This window comes from Streptomyces sp. O3, from assembly GCF_054788135.1.
The window spans coordinates 41,265-66,662 of record NZ_JBTVYK010000032.1; the positions used below are offsets into that span (position 1 = coordinate 41,265).

29 protein-coding genes, 1 tRNA gene and 1 pseudogene are annotated in these 25,398 nt (G+C 70.4%); 7 read left to right on the plus strand and 24 right to left on the minus strand.

All coding sequences use genetic code 11. The features are described 5' to 3' along the window. The first annotated feature begins 30 nt into the window (after positions 1-30). The 4 genes from tmk (at position 31) to ACX6XY_RS17715 (ending at position 6,209) form a co-directional block, all read left to right on the plus strand. Complete coding sequence (tmk, locus tag ACX6XY_RS17700; RefSeq protein WP_460331589.1) at positions 31-3,081, plus strand: dTMP kinase; 3,051 nt, start codon at positions 31-33, stop codon at positions 3,079-3,081. 116 nt (positions 3,082-3,197) lie between these two features. Further along, entirely contained in the window at positions 3,198-4,403 is a 1,206-nt protein-coding gene (locus ACX6XY_RS17705) for a DNA polymerase III subunit delta' (protein ID WP_460331591.1), read from the plus strand. Between the two features lie 78 nt (positions 4,404-4,481). After that, positions 4,482-6,020, plus strand: coding sequence for an alpha/beta hydrolase (locus ACX6XY_RS17710; RefSeq protein ID WP_460331593.1), 1,539 nt, complete (start codon positions 4,482-4,484; stop codon positions 6,018-6,020). Positions 6,021-6,135: 115 nt separating this feature from the next. Then, positions 6,136-6,209, plus strand: a tRNA-Thr gene (locus ACX6XY_RS17715). A gap of 48 nt (positions 6,210-6,257) precedes the next feature. Here ACX6XY_RS17715 and ACX6XY_RS17720 read toward each other — a convergent pair. The 20 genes and pseudogenes from ACX6XY_RS17720 to ACX6XY_RS17815 form a co-directional block, all read right to left on the minus strand. Further along, on the minus strand, positions 6,258-7,655 hold the full coding sequence (locus ACX6XY_RS17720) for a tyrosine-type recombinase/integrase (protein ID WP_460331595.1): 1,398 nt from the start codon (positions 7,653-7,655) through the stop codon (positions 6,258-6,260). Positions 7,656-7,719: 64 nt separating this feature from the next. After that, positions 7,720-7,920 carry a helix-turn-helix domain-containing protein gene (locus ACX6XY_RS17725; RefSeq protein ID WP_460331597.1) on the minus strand — a complete coding sequence of 67 codons (201 nt, stop codon included), beginning with the start codon at positions 7,918-7,920 and terminating at the stop codon, positions 7,720-7,722. Positions 7,921-8,092: 172 nt separating this feature from the next. Beyond that, a pseudogene (locus ACX6XY_RS17730) lies at positions 8,093-9,279 on the minus strand (DUF3631 domain-containing protein). Further along, positions 9,276-9,632, minus strand: a complete 357-nt coding sequence (locus ACX6XY_RS17735) for a hypothetical protein (protein WP_460331599.1) — start codon at positions 9,630-9,632, stop codon at positions 9,276-9,278. The pseudogene ACX6XY_RS17730 and the gene ACX6XY_RS17735 overlap by 4 nt, the downstream one beginning before the upstream one ends. Beyond that, positions 9,629-10,540, minus strand: a complete 912-nt coding sequence (locus ACX6XY_RS17740; RefSeq protein ID WP_460331601.1) for a bifunctional DNA primase/polymerase — start codon at positions 10,538-10,540, stop codon at positions 9,629-9,631. The genes ACX6XY_RS17735 and ACX6XY_RS17740 overlap by 4 nt, the downstream gene beginning before the upstream one ends. A 128-nt stretch (positions 10,541-10,668) precedes the next feature. Beyond that, positions 10,669-11,097: a hypothetical protein gene (locus ACX6XY_RS17745; RefSeq protein WP_460331603.1), complete on the minus strand. Its 429-nt coding sequence runs from the start codon at positions 11,095-11,097 to the stop codon at positions 10,669-10,671. A gap of 70 nt (positions 11,098-11,167) precedes the next feature. Then, a complete protein-coding gene (locus tag ACX6XY_RS17750) occupies positions 11,168-11,776 on the minus strand; it encodes a hypothetical protein (RefSeq protein ID WP_460331605.1) in 609 nt (202 codons plus the stop codon). A gap of 13 nt (positions 11,777-11,789) precedes the next feature. Beyond that, positions 11,790-11,978 (minus strand): hypothetical protein, encoded by a 189-nt coding sequence (locus ACX6XY_RS17755; RefSeq protein ID WP_460331607.1) that lies wholly within the window; start codon positions 11,976-11,978, stop codon positions 11,790-11,792. A 24-nt stretch (positions 11,979-12,002) separates the two neighbouring features. After that, a complete protein-coding gene (locus ACX6XY_RS17760; RefSeq protein ID WP_460331609.1) occupies positions 12,003-12,179 on the minus strand; it encodes a hypothetical protein in 177 nt (58 codons plus the stop codon). Then, on the minus strand, positions 12,170-12,349 hold the full coding sequence (locus ACX6XY_RS17765; protein WP_460331611.1) for a hypothetical protein: 180 nt from the start codon (positions 12,347-12,349) through the stop codon (positions 12,170-12,172). The genes ACX6XY_RS17760 and ACX6XY_RS17765 overlap by 10 nt, the downstream gene beginning before the upstream one ends. After that, positions 12,349-12,531, minus strand: coding sequence for a hypothetical protein (locus ACX6XY_RS17770; RefSeq protein WP_460331613.1), 183 nt, complete (start codon positions 12,529-12,531; stop codon positions 12,349-12,351). The genes ACX6XY_RS17765 and ACX6XY_RS17770 overlap by 1 nt, the downstream gene beginning before the upstream one ends. Positions 12,532-12,741: 210 nt before the next feature. Further along, a complete protein-coding gene (locus ACX6XY_RS17775; protein WP_460331614.1) occupies positions 12,742-14,967 on the minus strand; it encodes a cell division protein FtsK in 2,226 nt (741 codons plus the stop codon). 88 nt (positions 14,968-15,055) lie between these two features. Continuing rightward, positions 15,056-15,397, minus strand: a complete 342-nt coding sequence (locus ACX6XY_RS17780; protein ID WP_460331616.1) for a hypothetical protein — start codon at positions 15,395-15,397, stop codon at positions 15,056-15,058. Between the two features lie 29 nt (positions 15,398-15,426). Further along, positions 15,427-15,756, minus strand: a complete 330-nt coding sequence (locus ACX6XY_RS17785; protein ID WP_460331618.1) for a hypothetical protein — start codon at positions 15,754-15,756, stop codon at positions 15,427-15,429. A 29-nt stretch (positions 15,757-15,785) separates the two neighbouring features. After that, positions 15,786-16,172: an RRQRL motif-containing zinc-binding protein gene (locus tag ACX6XY_RS17790; RefSeq protein WP_460331620.1), complete on the minus strand. Its 387-nt coding sequence runs from the start codon at positions 16,170-16,172 to the stop codon at positions 15,786-15,788. Beyond that, complete coding sequence (locus ACX6XY_RS17795; protein WP_460331622.1) at positions 16,172-16,822, minus strand: GGDEF domain-containing protein; 651 nt, start codon at positions 16,820-16,822, stop codon at positions 16,172-16,174. The genes ACX6XY_RS17790 and ACX6XY_RS17795 overlap by 1 nt, the downstream gene beginning before the upstream one ends. Beyond that, positions 16,819-17,775 (minus strand): DUF2637 domain-containing protein, encoded by a 957-nt coding sequence (locus tag ACX6XY_RS17800; protein ID WP_460331624.1) that lies wholly within the window; start codon positions 17,773-17,775, stop codon positions 16,819-16,821. Before ACX6XY_RS17800 ends, ACX6XY_RS17795 begins: the two co-directional genes overlap by 4 nt. Further along, positions 17,772-18,368, minus strand: a complete 597-nt coding sequence (locus ACX6XY_RS17805) for a hypothetical protein (protein ID WP_460331626.1) — start codon at positions 18,366-18,368, stop codon at positions 17,772-17,774. Before ACX6XY_RS17805 ends, ACX6XY_RS17800 begins: the two co-directional genes overlap by 4 nt. Further along, positions 18,365-18,655, minus strand: coding sequence for a hypothetical protein (locus tag ACX6XY_RS17810; RefSeq protein ID WP_460331628.1), 291 nt, complete (start codon positions 18,653-18,655; stop codon positions 18,365-18,367). The genes ACX6XY_RS17805 and ACX6XY_RS17810 overlap by 4 nt, the downstream gene beginning before the upstream one ends. 91 nt (positions 18,656-18,746) lie before the next feature. After that, on the minus strand, positions 18,747-19,115 hold the full coding sequence (locus ACX6XY_RS17815; protein WP_460331630.1) for a hypothetical protein: 369 nt from the start codon (positions 19,113-19,115) through the stop codon (positions 18,747-18,749). 508 nt (positions 19,116-19,623) lie between these two features. Here ACX6XY_RS17815 and ACX6XY_RS17820 point away from each other — a divergent pair. Together ACX6XY_RS17820 and ACX6XY_RS17825 are read left to right on the plus strand one after the other, a co-directional pair. Further along, positions 19,624-20,394, plus strand: a complete 771-nt coding sequence (locus ACX6XY_RS17820) for a helix-turn-helix domain-containing protein (RefSeq protein WP_460331632.1) — start codon at positions 19,624-19,626, stop codon at positions 20,392-20,394. Next, on the plus strand, positions 20,391-20,864 hold the full coding sequence (locus tag ACX6XY_RS17825; protein ID WP_460331633.1) for an NUDIX domain-containing protein: 474 nt from the start codon (positions 20,391-20,393) through the stop codon (positions 20,862-20,864). The genes ACX6XY_RS17820 and ACX6XY_RS17825 overlap by 4 nt, the downstream gene beginning before the upstream one ends. On the opposite strand, the gene ACX6XY_RS17830 is transcribed toward ACX6XY_RS17825, so the two are convergent. The 4 genes from ACX6XY_RS17830 to ACX6XY_RS17845 form a co-directional block, all read right to left on the minus strand. Then, on the minus strand, positions 20,852-21,430 hold the full coding sequence (locus tag ACX6XY_RS17830; RefSeq protein WP_460331635.1) for an HD domain-containing protein: 579 nt from the start codon (positions 21,428-21,430) through the stop codon (positions 20,852-20,854). The genes ACX6XY_RS17825 and ACX6XY_RS17830 overlap by 13 nt on opposite strands. A 2-nt stretch (positions 21,431-21,432) precedes the next feature. Continuing rightward, positions 21,433-21,879 (minus strand): GntR family transcriptional regulator, encoded by a 447-nt coding sequence (locus ACX6XY_RS17835; protein WP_460331637.1) that lies wholly within the window; start codon positions 21,877-21,879, stop codon positions 21,433-21,435. 554 nt (positions 21,880-22,433) lie between these two features. Continuing rightward, positions 22,434-23,198 (minus strand): cysteine hydrolase family protein, encoded by a 765-nt coding sequence (locus ACX6XY_RS17840; RefSeq protein WP_460331639.1) that lies wholly within the window; start codon positions 23,196-23,198, stop codon positions 22,434-22,436. Continuing rightward, positions 23,198-23,782: a cysteine hydrolase family protein gene (locus tag ACX6XY_RS17845; RefSeq protein WP_460331641.1), complete on the minus strand. Its 585-nt coding sequence runs from the start codon at positions 23,780-23,782 to the stop codon at positions 23,198-23,200. Before ACX6XY_RS17845 ends, ACX6XY_RS17840 begins: the two co-directional genes overlap by 1 nt. 239 nt (positions 23,783-24,021) lie before the next feature. Between ACX6XY_RS17845 and ACX6XY_RS17850 the strand changes: the two genes are divergently transcribed. Further along, positions 24,022-25,020, plus strand: coding sequence for a GlxA family transcriptional regulator (locus tag ACX6XY_RS17850; protein ID WP_460331643.1), 999 nt, complete (start codon positions 24,022-24,024; stop codon positions 25,018-25,020). Positions 25,021-25,398 lie beyond the last annotated feature (378 nt).

Sequence of the window (25,398 nt, forward strand, 5' to 3'; positions counted from 1 at the left end):
GCTTGGTAGTGGAGCTCATACCATCGCCCGATGGAGGGAACCCGAATGCAGCCTGCCGCTGCGCCAGACGACGCCCTGGTCGCGGATTCACGTGAGCGCGCCGTCCGCGCCCTGCTGAGCTCGCCTGCGCTGAAGCGGCTGTGGAGCGCCCACCTCGTCGGCGGCGTCGGCGACGCGCTCGCCGTGCTCGTCCTCGTCGTGCTGGCCGCCCAGGCGGCTTTCGCGGAGGGTGCGTTCGGCGGTGGTGTGCGGGGCGCGGCCTTCGCGGTGGCGGCCGTGTTCGGGGTACGCGTCCTGGCCACGGTGCTCTTCGGCGCCGTACTCCTGGGGCCGCTGTCCTCGCTGACGTCGCCGAGCGGGCCCCTGGACCGGCGCTGGACCATGATCGGCGCGGACGGTGTACGCGCCGCGCTGTTGATCGTCGCGCCGCTGTGGATCGACTGGACCCCGGCCAGCGCGCTGGCCTTTCTGCTGGTCACCACGTTCGTGACCGGCGCCGCCGAGCGCCTGTGGACCATCGTGCGGGAGACCGCGGCCCCCGCGCTGCTGCCCGCGCCGCCGATCGAGGGCGCCGCCGTGCGGCCGCTGCCGGACCAGATGGCGGCGTTGCGGCGGCTGTCGCTGCGTACGACCTTCGTGTCGCTGCCGATCGCCGCGCTCGGGCTCGTCGCGGTGACGCTCGTCAGCAATCTGCTCGGCGCCGGGCTCGCCTGGTTCGCGCTGCACCAGGCGGCGCTCGCCTCGTATGTCGCCGCCGGGCTCTTCGCCGCCTCGCTGTCGGTCGCGTACTTCCTGGAACTTCCCGACTCCCAGACGCCACGCGCGCGGTCCCCGCTGGAGGGGCTGCGCCGCCCCAAGGCGGGCGACGGCGTGGACAAGGGGCGCACGGGCGCGGTTCCGCTGCTGGTGCTCGCCTGCGCCAGCGTCGCGGGAGCGGTCGCGGCCGCGGTCGCGGTCGCCGTCCTGCACGCCGGGGACCTCGGCGGCGGTCCGGTCTCCTTCGGACTGCTGGTACTCGGGCTGACCGGCGGCACGGTCGTCGGCATCCGTACGGCGCCGTCCGTGCTGCCCGCGCTCTCCCGCCGTCGGCTGCTGGCGCTGGCGATCGCGCTCACGGGTGTCGCGCTGCTCGCCGCGGGGCTCGTACCCGACCCGACGTCCGTGCTGCTGATCGTCGCGCTCGCGGGCGTGTCGGCGGGGATCGCCGCGCACACCGGGCACGCGCTGCTCGACCAGGAGGTCGAGGACTACCGCAGGGCCCGCACCACGGAGCATCTGCACTCGGTCGTACGGGTCGCCATCGCGCTCGGGGTGGTCACGGCGCCGGTGCTCGCCGCGCTGATCGGGGCGCACCGGCTGGTCAGCGGCAAGTTCGTGTTCGCCCACGGGGGCGCCGCCTTCACGCTGATGCTCGTCGGCGCCTTGCTGCTGCCGGTGGCCGCGCTGGTGCTGGCGCGCACCGACGACCGCTCCGGGGTGCCGCTGCGGCGGGACCTGGGTGACGCGCTGCGCGGCGGCGATCCGGCGCAGGCGCCCGCCGCCACGGGGTTCTTCATCGCGCTGGAGGGCGGTGACGGCGCGGGGAAGTCCACGCAGGCCGCGGCGCTCGCGGAGTGGATCCGGGCCAAGGGCCACGAGGTGGTCGTGACCCGTGAACCGGGCGCCACGCCGGTCGGCAAGCGGCTCCGGTCGATCCTGCTGGACGTCTCGTCGGCCGGGCTCTCCCACCGCGCGGAGGCGCTGCTGTACGCGGCGGATCGCGCGGAGCACGTGGACACGGTGGTCCGGCCCGCCCTGGAGCGCGGGGCGGTGGTGATCTCCGACCGTTACATCGACTCGTCGGTGGCGTATCAGGGTGCCGGGCGTGATCTGTCGCCCACGGAGATCGCGCGGATCTCGCGCTGGGCCACGGATGGGCTGGTACCGCATCTGACCGTGCTGCTCGACGTGTCGCCCGAGGCGGCGCGGGAGCGCTTCACGGAGGCGCCGGACCGGCTCGAGTCGGAGCCCGCGGAGTTCCACGCGCGCGTACGGGCGGGTTTCCTCACCTTGGCCGCGGCCGATCCGGGGCGCTACCTGGTGGTGGACGCGGCGCAGGAGCCGGAGGCCGTGACCACGGTCGTACGGCACCGGCTGGACCAGCTGCTGCCGCTGTCCGAGGCCGAGAAGAAGGCCCAGGAAGAGGCCCGTAGGGCGGCCGAGGAGGAGGCGCGCCGCCGTGCTGAGGAAGAGGCCGCGCGCAAGGCCGAGGAGGAGCGCCTGGAGCGGGAGCGCCAGGAGCAGCTGGCGCGGCTGCGTGCTGAGGAGGAGGAGCGCAAGCGGCGCGAACTCGAAGAGGCGCGGCGTCGTGAGGCCGAGCGGAAGGCCGAGGAGGAGCGGCAGCGGGCCGAGGAGGCGCGACGGCTGGCCGAGGAGGAGCGAGCCAGGCGGCTGGCCGAGGAGCAGGCTCGGGCGGCTGAGGAGGAGCGGCGCCGGCGGGAGGCCGAGGAGGAGGCGCGGCTGCACGCGGAGGCGGAGGCGCGGCGGCTGGAGAAGCAGCGCAAGGCGGAGGAAGCGCTGCTGCGGGCTGAGGCGGCGCGGCGGGCGGCGGCCGCTGAGGGCGCCTCGGCTGGTGCCGGTACGAGGACTGACGCCGGTCCCGGTCCCGGTACCGGGACTGATACCGGTACGGGGACGGTCGCGGGCGCGGACGACGAGACCGCGGTCATCCCACAGGTCTCGGAGCCCGCTGACGGGGACCCGACGGACCGCGTCCCGCCGGGGTTCTTCCGCGACGAGGAGACGGCTGGGGGTACGGGTTCGGCTGCGGGGCCGGACACAGGTCCGGACACGGGTCCGGACACGGGTCCGGACACGGGCAACGAGGTCACACGCGAACTGCCGCAGGTCGACCCAGGCGCTGGGTCCGGCCACGAACCCCGCCCCGGCGCTGACGCTGGCTCTGGCAGTCAGCGGCGTCGGCCGCGGTCCGACTGGGCGGAGGAGACTCCGCTGGACGACCTGCCCACTCTGGCCGACGAACTGCTCGGCTCGCGGGACGACGACGGCAGGGACGGCCACAGGACGACCGGGGGACGGTAGCGCAGCGTCCTGCCGCCAGAGCCGTCAAGAACATTGTCAGTGCCGTCGACGACAATGGGGCGGCAAGCGACCGCAGAACGGCGAAGCCGCACAACCGCAACGAGGAGGCGTGGCCCATGCCCGTATGGGACGACCTGGTCGGCCAGGAGCGCGTCGCGGCGCAGCTCGACGCCGCCGCTCGGAACGCCGACACCCTCGTGACGGCGACGACGGAGGGCACTCCGCCCCCCGAGGCGTCGAAGATGACGCACGCGTGGCTGTTCACGGGCCCGCCCGGATCCGGCCGCTCCACGGCGGCCAGAGCGTTCGCCGCCGCGCTGCAGTGCGTGAGCCCCGACCGCGCGCTCGGCGGCGCTCCCGGATGCGGGTTCTGCGACGGCTGCCATACGAGCCTGATCGGCACGCACGCGGACGTCGAGGTCGTACGGACGGACCTGCTGACCATCGGCGTCAAGGAGACCCGTGATCTGGTGCGCCGGTGCCAGCTCTCGCCCGCCGGGGGGCGCTGGCAGGTCATCGTGCTGGAAGACGCCGACCGTCTCACCGAAGGTGCGGGAAACGTCCTGCTCAAGGCCGTGGAGGAGCCCGCGCCGCGCACGGTGTGGCTGCTCTGCGCGCCGTCGCTGGAGGACGTACTGCCCACGATCCGCTCGCGCTGTCGGCACCTGACGCTTCGGACGCCTCCGGCGGACGCCGTGGCGGACGTCCTGGTGCGCCGGGACGGCATCGAACCCCAGGTCGCGGTGGCCGCGGCCCGTGCGACCCAGGGGCATATCGGCCGGGCCCGGCGCCTCGCGACTGACGAGCGGGCGCGTGAGCGCCGCGCCGCCGTGCTGAGGCTGCCCCTTCGGGTGACGGAGATCGGGGGGTGCCTGAAGGCGGCCCAGGAGCTGATCGACGCCGCCGCTGAAGACGCCCAGCAGGTCGCCGACGAGGTGAACGGCAAGGAGACCGAGGAGCTGAAGGCGGCGCTCGGCGCCCAAGCGGGCGGCCGGATGCCACGCGGCACCGCGGGCGCGGTGAAGGAGCTCGAGGACAGGCAGAAGCGCCGCAAGACACGCACCCAGCGGGACAGCCTCGACCTGGCCTTGATCGACCTGACGGGCTTCTACCGGGATGTGCTGGCGCTCCAGCTGGGCTCGCGGGTGACCTTGGCCAACGCCGAGCTGCGCGACACCCTTGAGCAGGTCGCGCGCGGCTCGGCGCCCGAGGCGACGCTGCGGCGGATCGAGGCGATCGCCGCCTGCCGTGAGGCGCTGGACCGCAATGTGGCGCCGCTGCTGGCGGTGGAGGCGATGACGGTGGCGCTGCGTGCGGGGTGAGGCCGTCCGTATCACTCATCCGGACGACATTCCTCACAGACTGTCTATCCAGCCCTCGCCGAGAGTTACTCTCAGTGAATGGATGTCAGGAGTCAAGCCTTCCGAGCCGGAGGCGCGCTGTTCGCGGCGGCGGCGCTGCTGGTCTCCGGCTGCTCATCGGGGGGTTCTCCGTCGGACGCCGTGGAGTCCACGTCGGCCGCGTACGTCCCCAAGGGCCTGGAGTCGTACTACGGGCAGCGGCTGAGCTGGCGCGAGTGCGGCGTGCCGGACTTCTCGTGCGCGAGCCTGCGGGTCCCGCTGGACTACGAGAGCCCCGGTGGCCGGGACATCAAGCTCGCCGTCGCCCGCAAGGAGGCCACGGGCCCCGGCAAGCGCATCGGCTCGCTCCAGGTCAATCCGGGCGGCCCCGGCGGGTCGGCGATCCAGTACCTCCAGGCGTACGCGGGCATCGGCTACCCGGAGCCGGTCCGGGCGCGGTATGACATGGTCGCGGTCGACCCGCGCGGCGTGGCCCGCAGCGAGCCCGTCGAGTGCCTGGACGGGCCGCGGATGGACGCGTACACCCAGGTCGACTTCACACCGGATGACCAGCGCGAGACGAAAGACCTGACCCAGGCCTTCAAGAGCTTCGCGGCGAGCTGCGAACGCGAGTCCGGCACGGTGCTCCCTCATGTCTCGACGGTCGAGGCGGCCCGCGACATGGACGTACTGCGCGCCGCGCTGGGCGACGAGAAGCTGCGGTACGTCGGGGCCTCGTACGGCACGTTCCTCGGCGCCACCTACGCCGAGCTCTTCCCGCGGCGGACCGGTCGGCTGGTCCTGGACGGAGCGATGGACCCCTCGCTGCCCGCGCTCCAGCTGAACCTCGACCAGACCGCCGGCTTCGAGACCGCGTTCCAGTCCTTCGCCGAGGACTGCGTGACACGCGCCGACTGCCCGCTGGGCACCGGAACCCCCGAGGAGGCGGGGCAGCGCCTGAAGGACTTCTTCCGCGAGCTGGACCGTACGCCCGTGCCCACGGGAGAGGACCGCCCCCTCGGTGAGAGTCTGGCCACCACCGGAGTGATCGCCGCGATGTACGACGAGGGCGCCTGGCCGCAGCTGCGCGACGGCCTCGCGTCGGCGATGACGGAGGACGACGGCGCGGGTCTGCTGTCGCTCGCCGACGCGTACTACGAGCGCGGCCCCGATGGCGACTACGGGAACCTGATGTCCGCCAACGCCGCCGTGAACTGCCTCGACCTGCCCCCCGCGGTCACCTCCCCGGACGAGGTAGCCCAGGTACTCCCCGACTTCGAGAAGGCCTCCCCGGTCTTCGGCGAAGGCTTCGCCTGGTCGTCCCTGAACTGCGCGTACTGGCCGGTGAAGGCCACCGGCCAGCCGCACCGCACGGAGGCGAAGGGCGCGGCCCCGATCGTGGTCGTCGGCACCACCCGCGACCCGGCCACCCCGTACGAATGGGCCGAGGCCCTCGCCGCCCAACTGGACTCGGCCACCCTCCTCACCTACGACGGCGACGGCCACACCGCCTACGGCCGCGGCAGCACCTGCATCGACACCGCGATCAACCGCTACCTCCTCCAGGGCGACCCCCCACCCGACGACACCACCTGCTGACCCACACCGACGTACGTACCGGCCCCTGGTCAGAGGCACCCCGAACAACCCTGTAGACTTGGCGCCGCTGTTGATGCGAACCTCTTCCTGCACGGAAGGGACATATCCGCGGCTTGCCGCCTTAGCTCAGTTGGCCAGAGCAACGCACTCGTAATGCGTAGGTCTCGGGTTCGAATCCCGAAGGCGGCTCACCTGAGAATCCCAGGCCGGATCTGATCCGGCCTGGGATTTCATCGTTCACCGGATACGACGGCGACGCCGTGCGCGGGCCGCTTTGCGGTCGGTGGTCTCAGTTCTGGTCTCAGTTGCGGGTTCGCTTGTTGCTTCAGCCGGGGGCATGAAGAGGTCTCCCATACGGCGCATAGCGTCTTTGGAGAGGTGGGACCTTCCCTTGACATAGCGGCGGGTCTGGCTGATCTGAGTGTGCCGAAGAATCTCCATGATGGTCGGCATGTCCACCCCCAGCTCATTCAGGATCGTGCCCGCGGTGTGACGACTGCCGTCGTAGAGACGCCGGTCGCTGATCCCGGCCTCCGCGAGTAGCTCCTTGAACTCTTCCCAGTCCGCGCGCGGGTCGAGCGGCCGCCCGTCGGGCCGCGCGAACACCACGTCGTGGTCTTCCCACGCCTCGCCCGCAGCGGCCCGCGTCTCGTCCTGCTGCTCCTTGTGGTCGCGGAGGTAGGGCACGAATGGCGGCGGGATGGGCACGGGTTCCTTGCTCTTCTTCGTCTTGGGCCGGGTGAAGACGAGACCGCCGCCCCTCCGCTCCGGACAGGTGCTCGCGTGCCTCTCACACGTCTTCGCGCAGGGCTTGGGGCATCCACGCTTGTAGCCCTTGTGCGCCGTGCAGTTCGCCGGGCATGGGTCGAAGCGGTGCAGGCGGGCTCCGCACGCGTGCGGGTCTGCGCAGCCGTGACGCCAGGTGAGGCGCTGAAGCTGCCACTGCGGGTGGAACAACTCCCCATCAAGGTCGACGTACGACCACCGAAAGCCCAGACTCTCACCCTGCCGAAACCCCATTCCGACGCCGACCACCCACCGCATAAACGTGGGGCGCTTGGCTGCGGCCTCCAGGAAGGCCTTGGCCTCTTCGGTCGTGAAGGGGTTCGCCTCGGTTTCGTCGGCGCTCGGAGGGTCCACGAGCGTGGCGACGTTCTCGACGACCAGGCGACGCCGATGGGCGATCTTCAGAGCCCGCGAGAGGATGCGGTGGACCTTGAGCACATGTGACGGTGCGTGCCCCGCATCGAGCATGGCTCGGTACATCCGTTCCAGATGCTCTGGTTGGAGCTTGTCGATACGGTGCTGGCCGATGCCGGGGATGATGTCGTTGCGGGTTTTGGACCAGTAGTCGTCCAGAGAGCGTGGCTTGAGCTTCAGGCTTGCGATGTCAGTGAGGTAGGTCTCCATCCACTTCGCCACGGTCGGCTTGCGTCCGGCCTTGGGGGCTCGTCCCTTGTCCCGCAGATCTTCCAAGTCGCGGACCTTACGGCGTACTTCGGGCTCGCTCCTGGCCCTGCGGTGGCGGCGGTCGGGCTTCCCGTCGTTCTTGACGCCCATCGTGACGCGGCCGTGCCACCAGCCGTCGCTGCCCAGGTAGATGGACGATTCCATGTTCGGCTTGCGGGGGCTCATGTACGTGCCTCCATGTGAGAGGCGGCCCCGGAGCGATGTCCGGGGCCGCCTCGGTAGGGCTCGGTCAGGGGGACTGCGGTTCGAGGCCATCGACGTAAGCCTCAAGGTCACTCCGCTTGATGCGGCGGGAACGACCTTGCTTGACGTACTTCAGGACCCCGGCGGCCATCAGCTCATAGACCGTTGAGCGGCCGAAGCGCAGCACTGCGGCAGCTTCCTTTGGGGTGTAGAGCAGTTGGTCGACGGGCGAGAGCGCGGTACGCATCGGGGTGTCTCCTCGGCGGGCGTCGGCTCGGGGTGCTCTCTGAGGTCCGCTACATCCGCTACGCCGCTACATCGCAGGTCAGCGGGGGTGTTTGTGTAGCGGATGCGAGGGGTGTAGCGGCTACGGCGCTACGCGGGGGTGTGGCTGTAGCCGCTACACCGTGGGGTTGCCGCTACACGTTTTGGTGCTCTGACCTGGGGTGTAGCGGATGTAGCGGATGTAGCGGACCTATGGGGAAGGGGGCGGGCAGTACCGAGTCCACGCGTCGTCGAGGTCCTCGCTGTAGTAGCCCTTGAGGACTCCCCCGGCGGTGCGGATGTTCCGTGAGGCGATGGGGGTTCCGTCGGCGGTGACGTACTGGGCGAGCATCTTCGACAGACGCCGGTTGTCGAGCGGTTTGCCGTCGAGGTCGGCCCAGGGGGCGTCATCGAGAGCGTTGAGCCGGTCGAGCACGGCGATGGTGGGGAGCCGGTCGACGCCGACCATGACGTGGTCGCGTAGGTCGGTGAGCAGCCGGATGCCGATGCTGCCTTTGTCGTTGACCTGGGAGGCCTTGACCAGCTCGACGCAGGCGGCGCGGGCGCGGCGGGGCCAGTGGCCTCCGGCCGCGTCGGCGACGGCGAGCAGGGGTTCCCACACGTCGGCGGGCCGGTCGGTGACGCCGTCGGGCATCTCGGGCCAGGCACCGGTGACGTGTTCGCGGGCTTGCTCGGCCCATGCGGCGAGGCGGTCGCGCAGGGCGAAGCCTTCCTGTTCGTGCAGCCGCGCGCGGTACGGCTCGGCCTTCTCGTTCCGGGCCCTGCGGCGCATGCGGATGATGACCGAGCGGGTCAGGATCGTGTCGGGCAGTGAGCCGAGTCCGGCGACCGCGACGGCGGTGTAGGAGGGGAAGGCCTGGACGGTCTGGTTAGCGCCGTCGCCCACGCACCGGTACATCACCTTGCCGCGCCTATGGCCCGCGTTGATGAACCCGCGGAGCTGCTCGTTCTCCCCGGCCTTGGGGCCGAAAATGGTGTCGATCTCGTCGAAGAGGATCGTTGGCCGTTGGCCGTCGCTGACCCCGGACACCGCGCGGAACAGCGCGGCGGCGGACGCGTCGACGGCGGCCATGGGGTGGGGCACCAAGGTCTCCACGATTTCCAGGGCCCGTGACTTGCCCGACCCAGGCTCGGGGGAGAGGAACGCCAGCCGGGGGGTGGACTCGAAGCAGTCGAGCAGGTGGGCGTGAGCATCCCACAGGGCGACGGCGACGTGCGCGGCTTCGGTGGGGAAGACGTTGAAGCGGCGGTGGAACGCTTCGACGTCGTCGAGCAGCGCCGCGCCGTCGGTGGACGGCGCGGGCGGGGTGGTGCTGGTCATGCCGCGTTCCTCCCTTCCTGGGCGGTGCGGAGAGGGCAGGCGTCGCGGTGGGCGGTGTGGTCGGTGATGAGTGCGAGCACCCGGTGTCGGCCGACCGCGCTGCGGTCGCGTCCGCACGCGCATCGTGAGGTGGCGGTGGGGGTGGTGCCGTATCCGGGTGCGGTGGCGTGGAGCCAGGCGACGGGGTGCCGTCCGTCGCCGCGTGGCGGGTTAGGGCGACAAGCAGCGTGGACGCCTTCGGCGACGCTCTTGGGGTCGCCCACGGCCGTCCGGGGCGCGGTGTGGTCGGCGGTGGGGAGGCCAGTCGGGGTGTGGGGAGCGCTCTTAGTGGGGGGATGTTGGCGAGGGCTCATGCGGTGTGCCCCTTGCCGGGGTTGTGGGCGACAGACCAGTCCAGCCCGCGCCTGATCACGTCGTCGTAGTAGTGCTGGGACTGGGTGGCGTTGCCCGCCGCCCCCCTGCTAAGAGCGTCCTCAACTTCTGTGCGGCTGAGGTCGCCGGACGCGATCAGCCGCCCCAGAGCGCGTGCGGCCCGCAGCAGTGTCGTGTTGCGGGTCCCGTCGGCGGCCGTGGCGACGTTGTGCACCTCGTTGCGCAGTGCTGCGGCGGCGTACGCGGGTGCGTGGGTACTCACGGGCACGGACAGGGCGTGTGCGGGCTTGGGCACGGGCTTCAGGATGGCCAGCAGCCATTCGGGCAGCGGAGCCACCGTGCAGGCACCTACGGTCTCGTACGGGCCGGTGGGAGTGGTGCTGCCCGCGGCGACGACGTAGCCGCCCCAGGCGCGGGTGTCGACCAGCGGGGCGAGCGTGCCCGCGGTGTTGGCCAGCCGGATGCTGGGCGGGGCGGTGAAGTAGAGATGCTGGCCGCCGCTCGCGGTCCGGGTGCGGTAGGTGTGGGGGACGGCGTGCCCGGCGCGCTCGCAGAGCGCGGCGAAGGCCGTCGCGCCGTCAGGCGCGTCCGCGCTGCTGTCCTTGTGTCCGGGTGTGTCCAGGTCGACGACCAGCAGCCCGGACGGGCCGGTTGCGATGCCGACGTTGAACGGGGTGCGCGACCAGGCCGCGCGGATACGGTCCGGATCAGTGGTGGCGCGCTGTTCCCACTTCAGGTGTCCGTCGGCGCACGGGCCGGTACGGGGACACGTCGTCTCGCCGTGCAGGGCGGGGCGCTTGGTGCCGGGGCGCAGCGGGTGCACGTGCCAGCCGCGCGCGGCGGCGTTCAGTGCTGCGTGGAGCAGCGCGCGGGTGGGGTTTGGTGTCATGCTGGGGGTTCTCTGTTTCTGTCGAAGGGACGGAGAGCTGGGGGCGGCCGCGGTCTTTTGGCGAGAGAGCGGCCGCCCTCAGGTGTGTCTAGTTGTGGTGTCCCAGGACGTGCGCGGCAGCCCTGGTGTCATCGACGTCGGCGTGCGGTGTGGTGACCGCGCGCGTACGCGGCAGCGGCGGACCCGCGCTGACGACGCTGGACTTCCGCCGGAATCGCCTCTACATCGGCGAACGCGGCCAAGATTTCCTCGGCCATCGGCGAGGAGCGGCCGGTCGCGTCCTCGTAGGACGCCAAGAGGTCGCGGATCAGGGCACCGAGGCGAGTGATACGAGGTTCGGGAAGCGGCTCGCGCTGCACAGCGGTGTAGTCGCGCAGGAGTACGTCTTCGTGAATGTCGATGACCTCGATTCGGTCGACTTCCCACTGCCGGGTGTCCGGGTCCTGCTCGACGCGACGGAGGTAGCACAGACCATCGGCACCCAATCCGAAGATCTCGTAGTGGGTGCCATCCGACGCCCGCCAGACCGCCTTCCTGTCAATGCGCTTGTTCAACATCCATTCCTTTCCTGACCGTTTCAGCGAACAGGCATTCAGGCCCTGGTGCCAGCCTCGCGAGACAGCGCATCTAGTGGTCGGGGTTGGGGAGTTCGGGCAGTCCCGCGCTGTGTAGGGCGGCGGGGTTGAAGCCGGGCTGGGCGGCGCGGGTGAGGATGGCGTGGGAGAGGGCTTCGGCGTAGGCGGCGCCCGCACGGGCGGATTCGATCTGGGCTCCGGCACGGATGGCTTCGACGCGTTCGACGTGGGCGTGGTGCTCGCGCCGCTCGCTCGTGTGCCGCTGGCGGGCGGCGGCCTCACGGCGGTCGCTTCGCCAGGTGCGGGCGGCGAGCGCGTACATGATGAGTGTGGCGATCGCCCAGAGCAGCAGGGGCAGTTCGATGCCGTCGCTGTAGGCGGCGATCCCGGCCAGGGCGCAGGCGGCGGAGCCGGACAGGCAGGTGACGGTCACCGTGGTGTCGCCCAGCTTGTGGGCGGCCAGTACTCCGGCGGCGGCGCTGCCCGCGGCCAGGGCGGTCATCAGCACGGCTCCGCCGACGTCGTGTTCGGCTCCGCCTGCGTTCCAGATCCGGGCCAGAGCCAGCACGGTGGACGTCGACAGCACGGGGGCGGCCTTGGGCGCGGCCAGCACGAGCCAGTGGCGGGCCACGATCGGCTCGATCGGCTCGGATGGGTTCACGGTGGGGGCCCCTTTAGAGGTCGGGGACGGCGTCGATGACGGCGCGGGTCAGTTCGTTGATGGGCTCGGCCGCGCCGGTGGAGGCGAGGAAGAAGCCGAACCCGGCGGCGATGAACGCGGCTCCGTAGCTGAGGCTGTGAGAGCGCAGGAGGAAGAACAGGACCAGGCCGAACAGGGCGACCAGGGACACGGTCAGGGCCATGAGCGGTTCTCCTTCGGTCTCGGGTTAGCGGTGGTCGCGGGCGTCTTCGCGGGCCTGGGCCTTTTCGCGGATGCGGTCGATCTCGTTCTCGATCGCCTTGGTCGGCTTGCCGCGTGCCTGGCGGCGCATCGCCTTCGCGGAGAGGTAGAGCACGCGGGCCGTCTCGCGGGCGTTGTGCGGGTCGCGGTCGGTCAGTGCCATGGCAGAACTCCCTTGAGGTCTGGGGCGTCAGCGGGTGTGCCGGTGGTGGTGACGGCGGGGCGCGGCGGAGCGGGCTCGGTCGGCTGGTCCGGTTCGGTGTCGCCGTGGCAGGTGCCGACGGCGACGCCGAGCAGGACGATGGCGGCCAGGGTCCGCAGCGTGCGGCGCATCAGCGGGTGCCTTCGCGGTGGATGCGGGCGGCGCGGTTGTAGAGCCAGCGTCCGGCGCGTATGCGTTTGCGGTCGCCGCGGCAGCGGCGGCACGTCTTGCCGGGCTTGAGGCGTCCGCGGCGGTCCTGGGTGAGGCGGAAGCCGAAGCCGCGGCACTTGCGGCAGTTCCCGAACGGGGACACCGCACACACTCCGATGTAACAGAGAGTGATTCCGAGTGTGAGGATGATAGCGAGCAGGGCAGGGGTCATCACAGGCCCTTCCAGGCAGGTTTCCGGGGTTTGCGCAGGTGGGCCGCTATCCGCTAGCATCCTGATCAGAGCAGGTTTGGGGTGCTAGCGGGGCCGCTAACGTTAGCGGGGTGCACCGCTAGCGCCAGCGGCCCCGGAACCTCAGGACGCGTCCCGCCTTCCGTCACGCTCCGCGATCGCGGTGGTGAGGTGGGAGCGGTCGACGCCACGCCGGTTGACGACCTTGCCCTTGATGCGCCGCCCGACCTGGACGGTGGAGACGCCGTGCGGCTTCAGTGCCGCGGCCAGAGCCTCGGGCTCCCATCCGTCGTAGACGTCAGGCCGCAGCTCCGCCAGCCGCTCTATGACCGTCTCGGACCACACCTTGGGCTCCTTGGCCGGTACGACGGAGAGGATGTCGGTAAGCAGGTCGTACGCGGGGGCGGCGGGCTCGGGTGCTTCTCCGAGCGCGTGGCCGGACAGCAGTCCGGCTTTCTCGCGGGCGGTGCGGGCACGGGCGGCGATGGTCTCGGCACCGGGCGCGTCCACGAACACTGAGGACACGATGCGGGCATCCGAGCCTTCGCCGATCAGGTAGTGGATGCCCTTGTCGCCCCAGGCGAACATGGTGGCCTGTACCCCGCGTTTGTTGGCCCCGGTGCCGAGCACCATGTCGTTGGCCGTGTGGTCCATCACCTTCAGGCACATCCGCAGCGAGGCGTTCGCGCTGATGCCGGTGGGCAGCGACTTGGCGTCCGGGCGCTGGGTGGCGGCCAGGAACACGATCCCGGTGGCCGGGCCCCGTTTGACCAGGTCGGTGGCGATCTCCTCGAATTCCTTGCCGTATTCGGGGTGCTCGAAGGGGACCTGGCACTCGTCTACCCCGACCACGATCGGGTGCAGTCCGAGCGACCGCTTGTCGGCGAGTTCGCTGGTGACTTTGGACTCGGGGCAGATGTCCCGCGGAAGAGAGCGGATCACCTTGGTGCGGCGGCGCAGTTCCTCCCGCAGGGCCCGGAAGTCCTGGATCATGTACTCGATGGCGTCGTCATCGTCCCCGGCCGCGTGGCGGTGGGAGACGGCGTTGCCGACCGGATCGAGGTCGCCGGTGCCCTTCATGTCGTACGTGTGCAGCTCCGCGCGCGGGTCGAGCGCGGCGATCAGCAGGAGCAGACGCAACAGGAACGTCTTGCCCATGCGGGGAATCGCGCCGATGACGCCCGCGATGTACATCAACGTGACGTCGACCCAGCGTCCGCGCTGGTCGGTGCCGTACGCGACCGGCTTGAACAGGTCCACGCTCCCGCTTGCCGCCAGCGGCCACTTCGGCTTGCGGGACGTCGACATGTCCTGGTCCCCCACCCACAGGACCAGGCGGCCGGTGTGCTCGTCGGGGACCGCCTCGGGCCACACACAGCCCAGCGGGCGGCGCAGACCCGACGCGAGCTTGTCGCGCCGCGCGATGACATCCGTGACGGTGACGCCGAAGGGCAGGTTCCCCTCCGCGCGCCAGCCCGGCCCGTCGCGGGTGATCGGGGCGGTGAACTCGAAGCCGTCCCGCCCTTTGGACTGCGCCTGGTTGATCGCGGGGATACCCAGCGCTCCCAGAGCGCGCAGCACGATGTCCGAGGTGAGTTTCATCGCCCTGGGCACTTCCACCGCACGGTGAATGACCGGGGCGTCAGCCTTGCGGCCGCCGTAGCCGAGCGCGAGGGTCACCGCGCCCGCCGACAGAGCCTGAAGCCATCCGGGAGCCAGCACGTAGACAGCCAGCGCGGCACCCAGGCCGGTGAACATCGCGAGCACCGTGACCAGGGTCCGCATCCGCACCCGCCCGTCACGCTGGCGGGACAGCTTCAGATATTCCGCCGCGTCCTCGCGCCGCACCGCGGCCAGCCGCACCGGCTCCCCCTCAGCGTCGGCCACCCACCGCAGGGTGCCGCCCACGAACTTGGCCGCACCGGCCGGGGCCCGCAGCGCCAGGCGCGCGGCGTACACCGGGGCGCGCAACGCGTGATATCCGGCGGCGTGCGCGTAGTGGCGGGCCACCCACGCGGTCGCGGTCTTCAGCTCCGCGGCCGACCGCAGCCACACCGGAATCACATCCCGGCGCCGCGCCCCGGCCAGTCGGCCCAGATACCCCGGACCGGCCGCCCTGGGCGTCGGCTGGTCGACCGTGACACGGGCCGCCGGGTCGCCCGACCCGGCCGGGTCAGAGCCGGGTACCGCGTCGGCCGACCGGCCGGGGGACGAGTCGGCCGACCCCGTACGGGCGGACCGGGCCTTGTCCAGGTCGACTACCTCACCACCCGAGCCGGGCGCGGGGTCGGTTTTCATCTCGGCTTCGAGCCGGTCGAAGAGTTCGCTGTCGTCGTCGGGATGCTTCACTTCAGGTGTCCTTCTTCCGGGAGGGATGAGCGGGGTCCGGCCGTCGCTGTAGGAGGTGGGCGGCCGGACCCCGCACTGGGGCGTGTGGTCAGGCGGCGGCGAGAACCGCCGTGGTCAGCGGCATATAGGCGATGAGCTGGACAGGGACACCGCCGCTCTCCGCGTAGGCGCTGAGGGTCTGGAAGCGGGACAGCTCCTTGTGTTCGACCTGGGCCGGGTCGATGGCGAGTGCCTCGCGCCAGGCCTCGAAGTCGGCGGAGGCGGCGTGCAGGTCGACGCGCAGGCCCTGGGCGATGCGGTCCGGGGCGATCACCGTGCCGACGGTGACGGTGTCGCTGGGGAGCGCCGGGAACGCGGCCGCCAGCGCGGCCAGCGCCCGGATCGCGGGGAGCTGCTCGCACACGGGGACGGGCGTCATGGTGTCGGTCATGGCCGTACTCCTTTGCGGTGAAGGGACGCTCAGGCGGCGAGGATGCGCCGGGCGGCCTTGCGCAGCTCGGCCTGGCTCTCCTCGTACGAGTCGCACGTCAGGGTCACGCGCAGCGCCACCGAGGCTTCCTCGGGCGTGATGTCCTCGCCCTTGAGGTAGCCGCCGTACATGGCGCGGGTCGCGCGGATGACGTCGCTCGCCGTGGCGCACGGACGGCCGCCGACCCACTCGCCGTAGGTGACGAGTCCGTGTGCGGCGTGACGTGCCATGCGCAGCCGTCCCTCAACGCGGCGCTGGGCACGGCGGCGGCGGTTGCGCTCCTGCCGACGTTCGTCGGCGCTCATGTCGGTGCTGGTCACTTCGGGTCTCCTTGCGGTGAAGGGAGTGTTCAGGCGGCGCGCTGTTCCTGGGAGTCGTGGCAGAGCAGGCACATGCCGAGCGACGTCGGCAGGCAGTAGCCGAAGGTGATCCGGCAGACGGGGCAGGTGCGGCGGGCGAGCATCGCCAGCGCGAGCGCGCCCCACTTGCGGGACGTCATCGGCCGTACTGGCTTCGCGCGGTCGATCCGGTACAGGTACGCGACCGACACCCCGCCCTTGCGGCGCGGCGAGCGGCGCATCACCTGGGCCGCGACCGGCTGACCGCCGGGGCGCAGGCCCTGGGCGCGGAGCTGGCGGCGGGTGGCGTAGCCGGCCGGGGCGTACCTCCACGGGAAGGTGGGCACGCCCCAGACCGCGCCACTCGGGTCGTAGCACTTGCCGAACGCGCCGGGCATCAGGCCGCCACCCCCACCACGGGCACATCGGCGCGGGCGCCGGTGCGTCCGGCGCGACGGCCGGTGACGGTGGCGAACAGCCGCCCCAGGCCCGCGTGGCGGGTCCCGGCGCGGGCCTGCTTGGCCGCGTACATCGCCTCATCCGCCCGCCGAAGCAGCCCCGACAGGTCATCGGCCGGGAAGTCCGCAGCCCGTACCCAGCCCAGCGACACCGTGGTGCGCGCGGCGGGGTCCTGGCCCTCGACCGGGCGGGCCAGTACTCCGTGCAGCACGGTGAGCAGGTCCGCGGCGGTGCCGTGGTCGTCGATGACGACGGCGGCGAACTCATCACCCCCGAGCCGTCCGGCGGCCCCGGAGCGGCCGACGTGGTGGGCGAGCCGGTCCGCGGTCGCCTTCAGCAGCGCGTCCCCGGCCGCATGCCCGAACCGGTCGTTGATCTGCTTGAAGCGGTCGACGTCGGCCAGCACCACGACCGCGCGCGGGTCCCTGAGCAGGACCGTGGCACGGCGGGTGAAGCCGTCACGGGTACGTAGCCCGGTCAGCGGGTCACGGCGGGCGGTGTTCAGGCGGCCGTGCAGCCACCACACATGCACCGCCCACCCCGCACCCAGCGGCGCCGCGGCGAGCAGCAACGCAGCCCAAGCACTCATGCCGCCACCCCCTCAGCCTCAGCCGCGGAGGCAGGCGGCGCGGCGGCGCGTTCGTCGCGCAGCGTGTCCCGCAGGGTGCGGGCGTTCTTCGGGGAGGTGCGCACGGCCAGGCGGATGCCCTCCGCCGTCAGCCGCTCCACCGGCCAGTCGGCCGTCACCGCACGCGCCTCAGCGAGCAACTGGGCGGAGGTGCGCTTAGGGCGAGGCGACCGGGCCACTTCGGGTACCCGGCCAGTCGCCCGGCGCGGGCGGGTCGATTCCGCGGCCGCCGCACGCTGTGCGACCGGCTCGCCTTGGTCGCCCTGGTCGATCGGGGAGGGCTCGGCCGGTGCAGGATCGATCGCGGGCGCGGGCTTGAACGCGAGAGCCGACTTCACGAACCCGACCGGCACCGGACGCGGCATCGCGACCGGGTTCGCGGGCACGGACTCCGGGGTCGATTCCTCCCGCTCAGCCGTAGACCGATTACTTCCAGACTGGGTCGATTCCTCCGCATTCACAGTCGGCGGAGTGATCGGGGCGGGCCGGTGGTGCAGCACCTTGGCGACCAGATCCGATCCGAAGTAGATCGACCCGACCGGCAGCGATGTCGCCAGCAGCACCAGAGCCCAGTTGGCGGGGTCCCAGTCGGCGAGCCGGGTCCAGTCGACCGTACGGCCGTGCAGCTCCGGCACCAGGCCGTGCACGTAGTTGAGGACCAGGGAGGCCGCGGTGTAGGTGCCCAGCACCCGCAGCGCGAACGTCCGGTCCCGGCCGGACAGCACGAGAGCGGCGACCAGGGCCAGAGTCATCAGCCCGTCGACCACGAACGGGTACAGCGTCGCCGCGGTCGCGTCCGCGCCGACCGCGCCCGCGATGTCCCGCAACGCGTTCCACGACACCCGAAACGCCATGGCGACCACCACGACCAGCGCCAGCACCAGAGCGGCGCGGCCCCTGCGCTTCAGGCTCATGCCGCCACCCCCTCGCGCGGAGGGTTGGGCAGGCCGGTCAGCGCGGCGATCTCGTCACCGGTCAACACGGTGCGCTCATCCATGGCGTGCGCCACGGTGCGGATCTCGCGCCACAGGTAGCCGACCTTGCGACGGGCCATCCCGCGCACCATCCCCCAGGACTTGCCGCCCGCGGGAACCCGGTCACGCCCGAGCCGGTAGCCGGACTCGGCGAGCATGTCGATGGCCTGCTCGCGGTCGTGGTCGGCCGTGCAGGCATAAGCACGCTGAGGCGTCCACAGCCCGTACGCCATCAGGTACTGCACATGGGCGATCTCCCCGGCCGCGCACATCGCCGCGTACTGCCACGGCGGGGTGCTCGGCGACTGGTGGGCGGTGTTGCCCACCATGGCCCAGCCATCCTCGGTTTCCCACACGACGACCTCACTGGTCGCCACGTGCCTGCCGTAGGCCAGGCACAGAACCGCGTGCCCGGCCTCGTGAAAGGCCAGGCCCAGGCGGGCCAGCTCCACGGGAAGCGGCATCCCGAAGACGGGCTTGGGCTTGCCCCTGTGGTCCGCCAGAAAACCGGAAGCGGGAGCGGGGGCCCTCATGCCGCCACCCCCTTGCCCGCCGCATGACGGCGGGCCGACCGTGCCAGCGGCACGACGTTGAACAGCTCCGGGGCGAACGCCTCCACCGCCTGGGCGGCGACCGCGCTCACCCGGTCGGGCAAGCCGGGGTTGTCCGCGAGGATGTCGCGGGCCGCGTCCAGACGGGCCGCACGCTCCGTCTCGCTTTCGCCCTCCGCCCCGAGCCACAGCTCAGGCGGGGTGCCCAGGGCCAGTTCCACGAAGTCGAGTTCACTGACGGCCCGATGGCCGCCCACGTACGCACGCATGGGAGTTCTCCTGAAGTCGAAGGGACGGAGAGCCGGTGCGGTCGCGGTCTTTGGCGAGAGAGCGACCAGCCCGGCAAGCGGGAGCCGGGCGTCAGACCCGGATCCGGCGCGAGCGGTTGACCAGGCTGGCCAGGCCGCCGGAGACGCTGGTGAACGAGACGAAGGCCACGAAGAACAGGAACGACCAGTTCGCGCCGAGACCGGCCGCGTAGCGGGCGTTCACGTACGCGGCGACGAAACCGAGTACGAAGACGAGCAGCGTGACGACCGCGCGGGCGCCGGTCATCGTCTTGAAGCCGCGGGCCACCACCTCGACGTCGGCGGGGCGGACCGGACGGAGCGTGTTGCCGTTCAACTGGACGTCGATGACGTTGCCGCCGCGGTGCTGAGCGACACCGGCCACCGTGCCCAGCGTCTTGTCACTGCGGATACGGACGACGTCACCAATGGCGAGCAGCATGGGAATCCCCCTCACAGAAACGGGTCCGGAACTCTTCCGGCTCCCCTCGGCGCTGCTCGTACGGCACAGGGCCGCACGAGCAGCGGAGGCAACCGGCCGCGACGCAAGCCGCCGCGGAAGTCGATGCACGGACGCGGTCCGCGCGGTCCGTCTTTTCGACTCGGGGAGACGGGACCCACCTATTCAGTTCTCAAGGAACGACCAGCTCAGGGCCCTGCGGCGTACGGCCGAAGCCGCCTTCCTGCCGGGCAATCCCGAACCGGTGGTGCAGGTCGTACAGGTGGCGCACACCGCCGAAGCGGCGCATGTATTACATGTCCCTCATCGTGCCGTGTCGGTTCCGCCCCGTCAACCCGTCGGGGTTCTGGATGTCGGACCTGCCGCCTCGATCAGCGACATGACCAGCTTGGCAACGGAGCAAAGGACGTTGAACTCCGTGCATGTACGACTTGCGCCCGACTCGCTAGAGTCAAAGTCGTCCCAGGACGTCCTAGCCGGGAGCGGCCGCATGGCGAACGAGAGACTTCGGGGGGCGATCGTGGCGACCGGCCTCAAGTTGAAGCAGGTCGCGGACCGTCTGGGGGTGTCCCCCAAGACGGTTGATCGCTGGATCTCCGAGCCGAACCGCAAGCCGTACAGGCGACATCAGTACGCCATGGCCTCGATCGTGCGGCGCGAGGTCTCGTACCTCTGGCCCGATGAACGAACCTCCGAAGAGGTGACCACGTCCAGCGATTCAGAGGTGCTGAAGCTCTACCCCCACCGTTCCGTCGTCCCGCAGGACGCATGGGCGAAGCTGTACTCGAATGCGGTCAGCCACTTTGACGTGCTGGTCTACTCGGGTTTCTGGCTGACCGAGGACCCGCGCTTTCACCGACTCGTACGAGAGAAGTCGGCCGACGGAGTCCCCGTGCGGTTCATCATGGGCGACCCCAGCAGCCAGGCCGTTGCCGTCCGAGGCGAAGACGAAGGCATCGGAGCGGCCATGGCAGGCAAGATCCGGAACGCCCTGGTCAACTACGCACCGCTTTTCCGTCTCCCCAGCGTGGAGTTCAGGCTCCACAACACGACCCTGTACAACTCCATTTACCGTGTCGACAACGAGCTGCTGGCGAACGGCCACGTCTACGGAGTGGGCGCGTACATGGCTCCGGTACTGCATCTCCAGCGCGTCCCAGGTGGAGAGCTGTTCGACACCTACGCGGAGAGCGTGGAACGTGTCTGGGAGACCGCACGCAGGATCACCTCACCCACCGACTACGAAGGTGCGACCCCATGAGCCGTATCGACTACTTCCGCGACCCGAACGCCCCCAAGGCCAACTCAGTCGTGCCTTCCGTCACCGCGGTCGTACGGGATGAGCGCGGGAGCGTTCTGCTCATCCACAAGACCGACAACGACTTGTGGGCTCTGCCGGGCGGCGGCCACGACGTCGGCGAGAGCGTCGCTCAGACGGTCGTACGGGAGGTGGAAGAAGAGACCGGGATCTCTGTGGTCGTCGAAGACATCGTGGGTCTCTACACCGACCCGCAGCACGTCATGGCGTACGACGACGGAGAGGTGCGTCAGCAGTTTTCGATCTGCTTCCGGGCCCGGCCGGTCAGCGGCACGCTGCGCACCAGCTCCGAATCGAAAGAGGTCCGCTGGGTCTCCCCAGCGGACCTTGACGCCCTGAACATCCACGAGTCCATGCGTCTCCGCATCACACACGGACTCGACATGTCGCGCGCCACGCCTTACATCGGCTGACCGGCGGCTTGCGCAGCGCTCAGCCGGGCTTCGACCCGTCCGACGGCCGCGTGGATCTCGGGTGCCGCGCGCTGGATGAAGCGACCCACGATCGTGTCAGGGCCGTAGCGCCCCACGATCTCCGCAACACGAGCCTCGGAGGTGGTGCACCCCCCGTCGGGCGTGGTCGTCATGTCACAGAACAACAGCGCGTCGACAAGCACCGGCTGTTCCAAGTCGAACTCGGCTTCCAGCTCCTCGCGGAGCCCCCGCTCCTCGGCCTCAAGCCGTGCGCAAGAGTGGTGCGCCACCAGCCGGACGACCCGTTCGTCCACGCCCTCCTGGTCGCGCAGGAATCGGGCTCCGTCGAGCGGGTGGAACCCGGTAGTCGCGATCTGGGGTGAGTAGCCGATGTCATGCAGCACGGCCGCGGCCTCCATCACCGGAGCGTCCTGCCCGAGGATCGGCCGAAGCGAGCGAGCGCGTTCGGCGACCCCGAGAGAGTGAGACCAACGGCGTGGCAGCGGCTCAGACAGTAGAGAATCGGCAAGGCCATAGGCCTGTTGGGTGAGATCCAAGGTGGTCACGACTACGGGGCCCCCATCCCGGCAGGGAGGGTGCGAACCCTCCGTCGGCGGTTCGGGCCCATCTCGATGAGCCCCTGTCCTTCCATCTGTGCGATGGCGCTGCGCACCGCGGTGCGCGACACGTTGAACCTCTTGCACAGCTCGTTCTCAGAGGGGAAGGCGTCGCCCACTTCAACCCCTTCACCTCTGAGTAGATCCGTCACCTTGTCGACGAGCGGACGGCGGTCACCAGTGCCCGCGACGAACCATCCAGCGCCCTGGACGGACTCGATGACCCCCTCAGCTTTCAGAGCCTTGAGCGCACGCCCGACCGTGCTACGGCCGACCCCGTACGCGGCCATCAGCTCTGCCTCGGATGGCAGCGCCTCACTGATCTTGCCCTTGGCGATCTTCTGGCGCAGTGACTCCGAGATCTGCATGTACGTACCCCGCGGACTGGCCTGCGGCACGCGCGCCCTCCTTCGCTGGCCCGGATGGTGCTCCGACCTCTCCAGCTTCGCACGGTGGCCGAAACGAGCGTCCGGGCGTACGCGCGGGCTGCGAGCTTCTCTCCTGGGCGGCTGGGTGCGCCATCGCTGGAAGGACGTCCTGGGAGAGCGAACATGGTGGGCCCCACAGGCGGTCTCAGTTGTGGTCTCGAATGCTGCTCGCTCCCTGAACGTCCGCTCTCGTCCACCTCAGTCCAGCGGTGCTGATCAGCCTGTTCAGAGGGCGTGCAGCGGACGTGCGCGGACGTTCAGGGAGCAAGATCGGTAAACTCGTAATGCGTAGGTCTCGGGTTCGAATCCCGAAGGCGGCTCTACTGGGACCCCAGGTTATGTAGCTCGTGACCTGGGGTCTTGTGTTGTGCGTGGCCGACGCCGACCGCCAGGTCTAGGTCGGCCGGGGCGCCGCCGCGTCACCTGCCTGCGGGCCTGTGCGGGTGCAGGCCTATGAGGGCGCGACTACTTTCTGACGGGGCAGACGTCCGGGGGCGCGACCGTCGATCTACCGTCCTACCTGCCTACTTGAGGTCGCTCTGCTTGGGGACCACGACGCCGTACAGATCCTGCACCGTGGCCAGCGCGGACTGATGCACCTGCTCGGCGGGAATGCCGTTCGGGTTGCCGTTCAGCGGCAGTGGCCGGGTCGCGGAGGCGTCGCCCACCACGGTCGGGTTGTAGCCGTTGAGGAAGGCGCCCTGGGTGGTGAACAGGGTGCACATGTTCGTCATGAATCCGGCGATGATGACGTTCTCGCGGCCGGTCTTCTTGACCTCGTCGGCGAGATTCGTCTGGTGGAAGCCGTTGGGGACGGACTTCACGACGACGGGCTCGCCCTTGGCCGGTTCGAGGTCGGGGATGATCTGGCCCGCCTCGGAGTCGAGGTCGTAGCCCTTGTCGACGATGTGGATGACCGGTGTGTCCGCCTTCCGGGCGCGCTCCAGCAGGGTCTTGGTGTTCTTCACCGCCTCGCGCCATCCGTCGAGCTCCATCACACCCTCGGTGTAGGTGTTCTGATAGTCGACGAGGATCAGCGTCGCGTTGGACAGCGTCGCCGGAGTCTCGTCCATCTTGTTGAGCTGCCGCAGCGTCGTCGTGTCCTTCGCGACGTTTCGCTCGGCGGTGGCGGTGGCGGTGGCGGTGGCGGTGGCGGTGGCGGTGGGCGAGGCCTTCTTGTCGTCCTTGTCGGTGGCCGGGGCGGCCTGGGAGTCGCCGCCGCACGCCGTCACAGTGGCGGCGAGTACGGCGGCGACACCGAGCGCGGCGGCTGACCGCAGCGGCTTCATCAGATGATCTCCTTCTGCGAGGGAACGACGACCCCGTACAGGTCGGCGATGGTGGCGAGGCTGCTGTAGTGGATCTGGCATGCCTCGATGTCGGTGCCCGCGACCGGGAGCGAACGGGTCGCGGTGGCGTCGGCGGGGACTGTGGGGCGGTTGCCGCGGAGGAACGCGCCCTGCGCCGTGAACGCCACGCACATGTGCGTCATCCAGCCCGCGATGACGACGTCCTGGCCCTCCGGGACGTGGGTGTCCAGGTCGGTGCCCACAAACGCGTTCGGGGCCTGCTTGACGACCACCGGTTCACCGTCGATCGGCGCTACGCGCGGGTGGATCTGGCCGATCTCCGCCCGGATGTCGTACGGAGTGCCCTCGCCGCCGTCGTTCATGACGTGGACGACCTTCGCCCCCGCCTGGCGCGCCCGAGTCAGCAGCTGCGCGGCGGCCTCAAGGGACTTCTCCCAGCCGTCGAGTTCCATGACGCCCTGGGTGTAGGTGTTCTGGAAGTCGATCAGGATCAGCGTCGAGTCGGCCAGCTTCGCGGTTGCCTGATCGAAGCCGTTGAGCTCGCGCAGCGTGGTTCGGGACATGGGTGTACCACCTTCAGGTCACGGGTGAGGGGCGCAGCCCGACGGTCCGGTGAGCTGCGAGGAAAACGCTATGGCCGAGTCTCAACGTCAGCAATGACGTCTAATATGCAGAAACCGACACGTCGCGGGGCGGCAGTCGACGGCCCACGGGCAGGCGGCAGCGATGACGCGTGCACCATGCACCATGGGCGGTGGCCCATGACCCATGACCCGTGACCCGCGGCCGATCAGGGGGAAATGTGCCGGACACCGCCAAGCGACTGATCGTCATCGTGCTCTTCGAAGGCGTCGACCTGCTCGATGTCACCGGGCCGCCGGAGGTGTTCGCCCTGGCCCTGCGCGAGACCGAGGAAGCGGCGGGCTATCAGGTCGCCCTCGCGTCGCGGACCATGGATCCCGTCACGACCGGCGCGGGGGTCCGCATCCTCCCGGACCTCACCTTCCAGGAGGCCGCCTCCCGGAGTATCGACACGCTCATCGTGCCCGGAGCGGTGGAGATCGACGACGACCAGCACATCCACCCCGTGGTCGACCCGGACCTGGTCGACTGGGTGAAGGCCCTCAGCGCGCGGACGCACCGGATCGCGTCCGTGTGCGTGGGAGCGCATCTGCTCGCCGCCGCCGGGCTCCTCGACGGCAAGCGCGCCACCACCCACTGGTCCACGGCGCGGCAACTGGCCGCCGACCACCCTGAGGTGGAGGTCGACGCCGATCCGATCTTCATCCGTGAGGGCGATGTGTGGACCGGGGCCGGGATCAGCGCCTGCCTCGATCTGTCACTCGCGCTGATCGCCGACGACCTCGGCGAAGCGGTCGCCCTGCGCGTCGCCCGGCAGCTCGTGATGTACCTCAAACGTCCCAGCGGGCAGAGCCAGTTCAGCGTCCCGCTGGAGCAGGTGTCCGCGACGCGACGCGTCGAAGACCTACGCCACCACATCCTGCGGAACATCGACGAGCCGCTCACGGTCGTCGACCTCGCCGCGTACGCCCACGTCAGCGACCGGCATCTGACCCGGCTCTTCAAGACCGAGCTGGGCACGACCCCGCACGCCTATATCGAAGCGGTCCGGGTGGAGAAGGCCCGCCACCAGCTTGAGTCCTCCGACGCCACCCTCGAACACATCGCGTCCAGCTGCGGGTTCGGAACGACGGACACGCTGGTACGAGCCTTCCGACGCCGCCTGGACACGACGCCGACGGAGTATCGCCGCCGGTTCCGAGTGCCTCAGCTGCCCTGAAGCTGCCCTGGCCCTGAAGCTGCTCTGACCATCCGGCAGAAGCCCGGCCCGCCCCTTCGGGGCGCTTTCCTTCGCATGCGGTCCGGCCTTCTGGGCTCGTCGATACCATTGCGGGGACGGTGAGTTGGGGGGAGGGGGTCCAGGGTGGAACTGTTGATGGGCATGGCGCTTTCGGCTGTCGGTACGGTCGCTTCGGGGGCTCTGTCCGGAGCGGGCGGGGAGGCGGGCAGGCGGGTCTCCGAGAGGCTTTACGACCTGCTGAGCCGTGACGCCGGGGCTGATGGCGGGGCTGATGGCGGAGCTGACGCCAGGGCTGATGGCGGAGCTGATGGCGGGGGCGGTTCGGGTCGGCCTGCTCTGCCCGTCACCGAGCCCGAG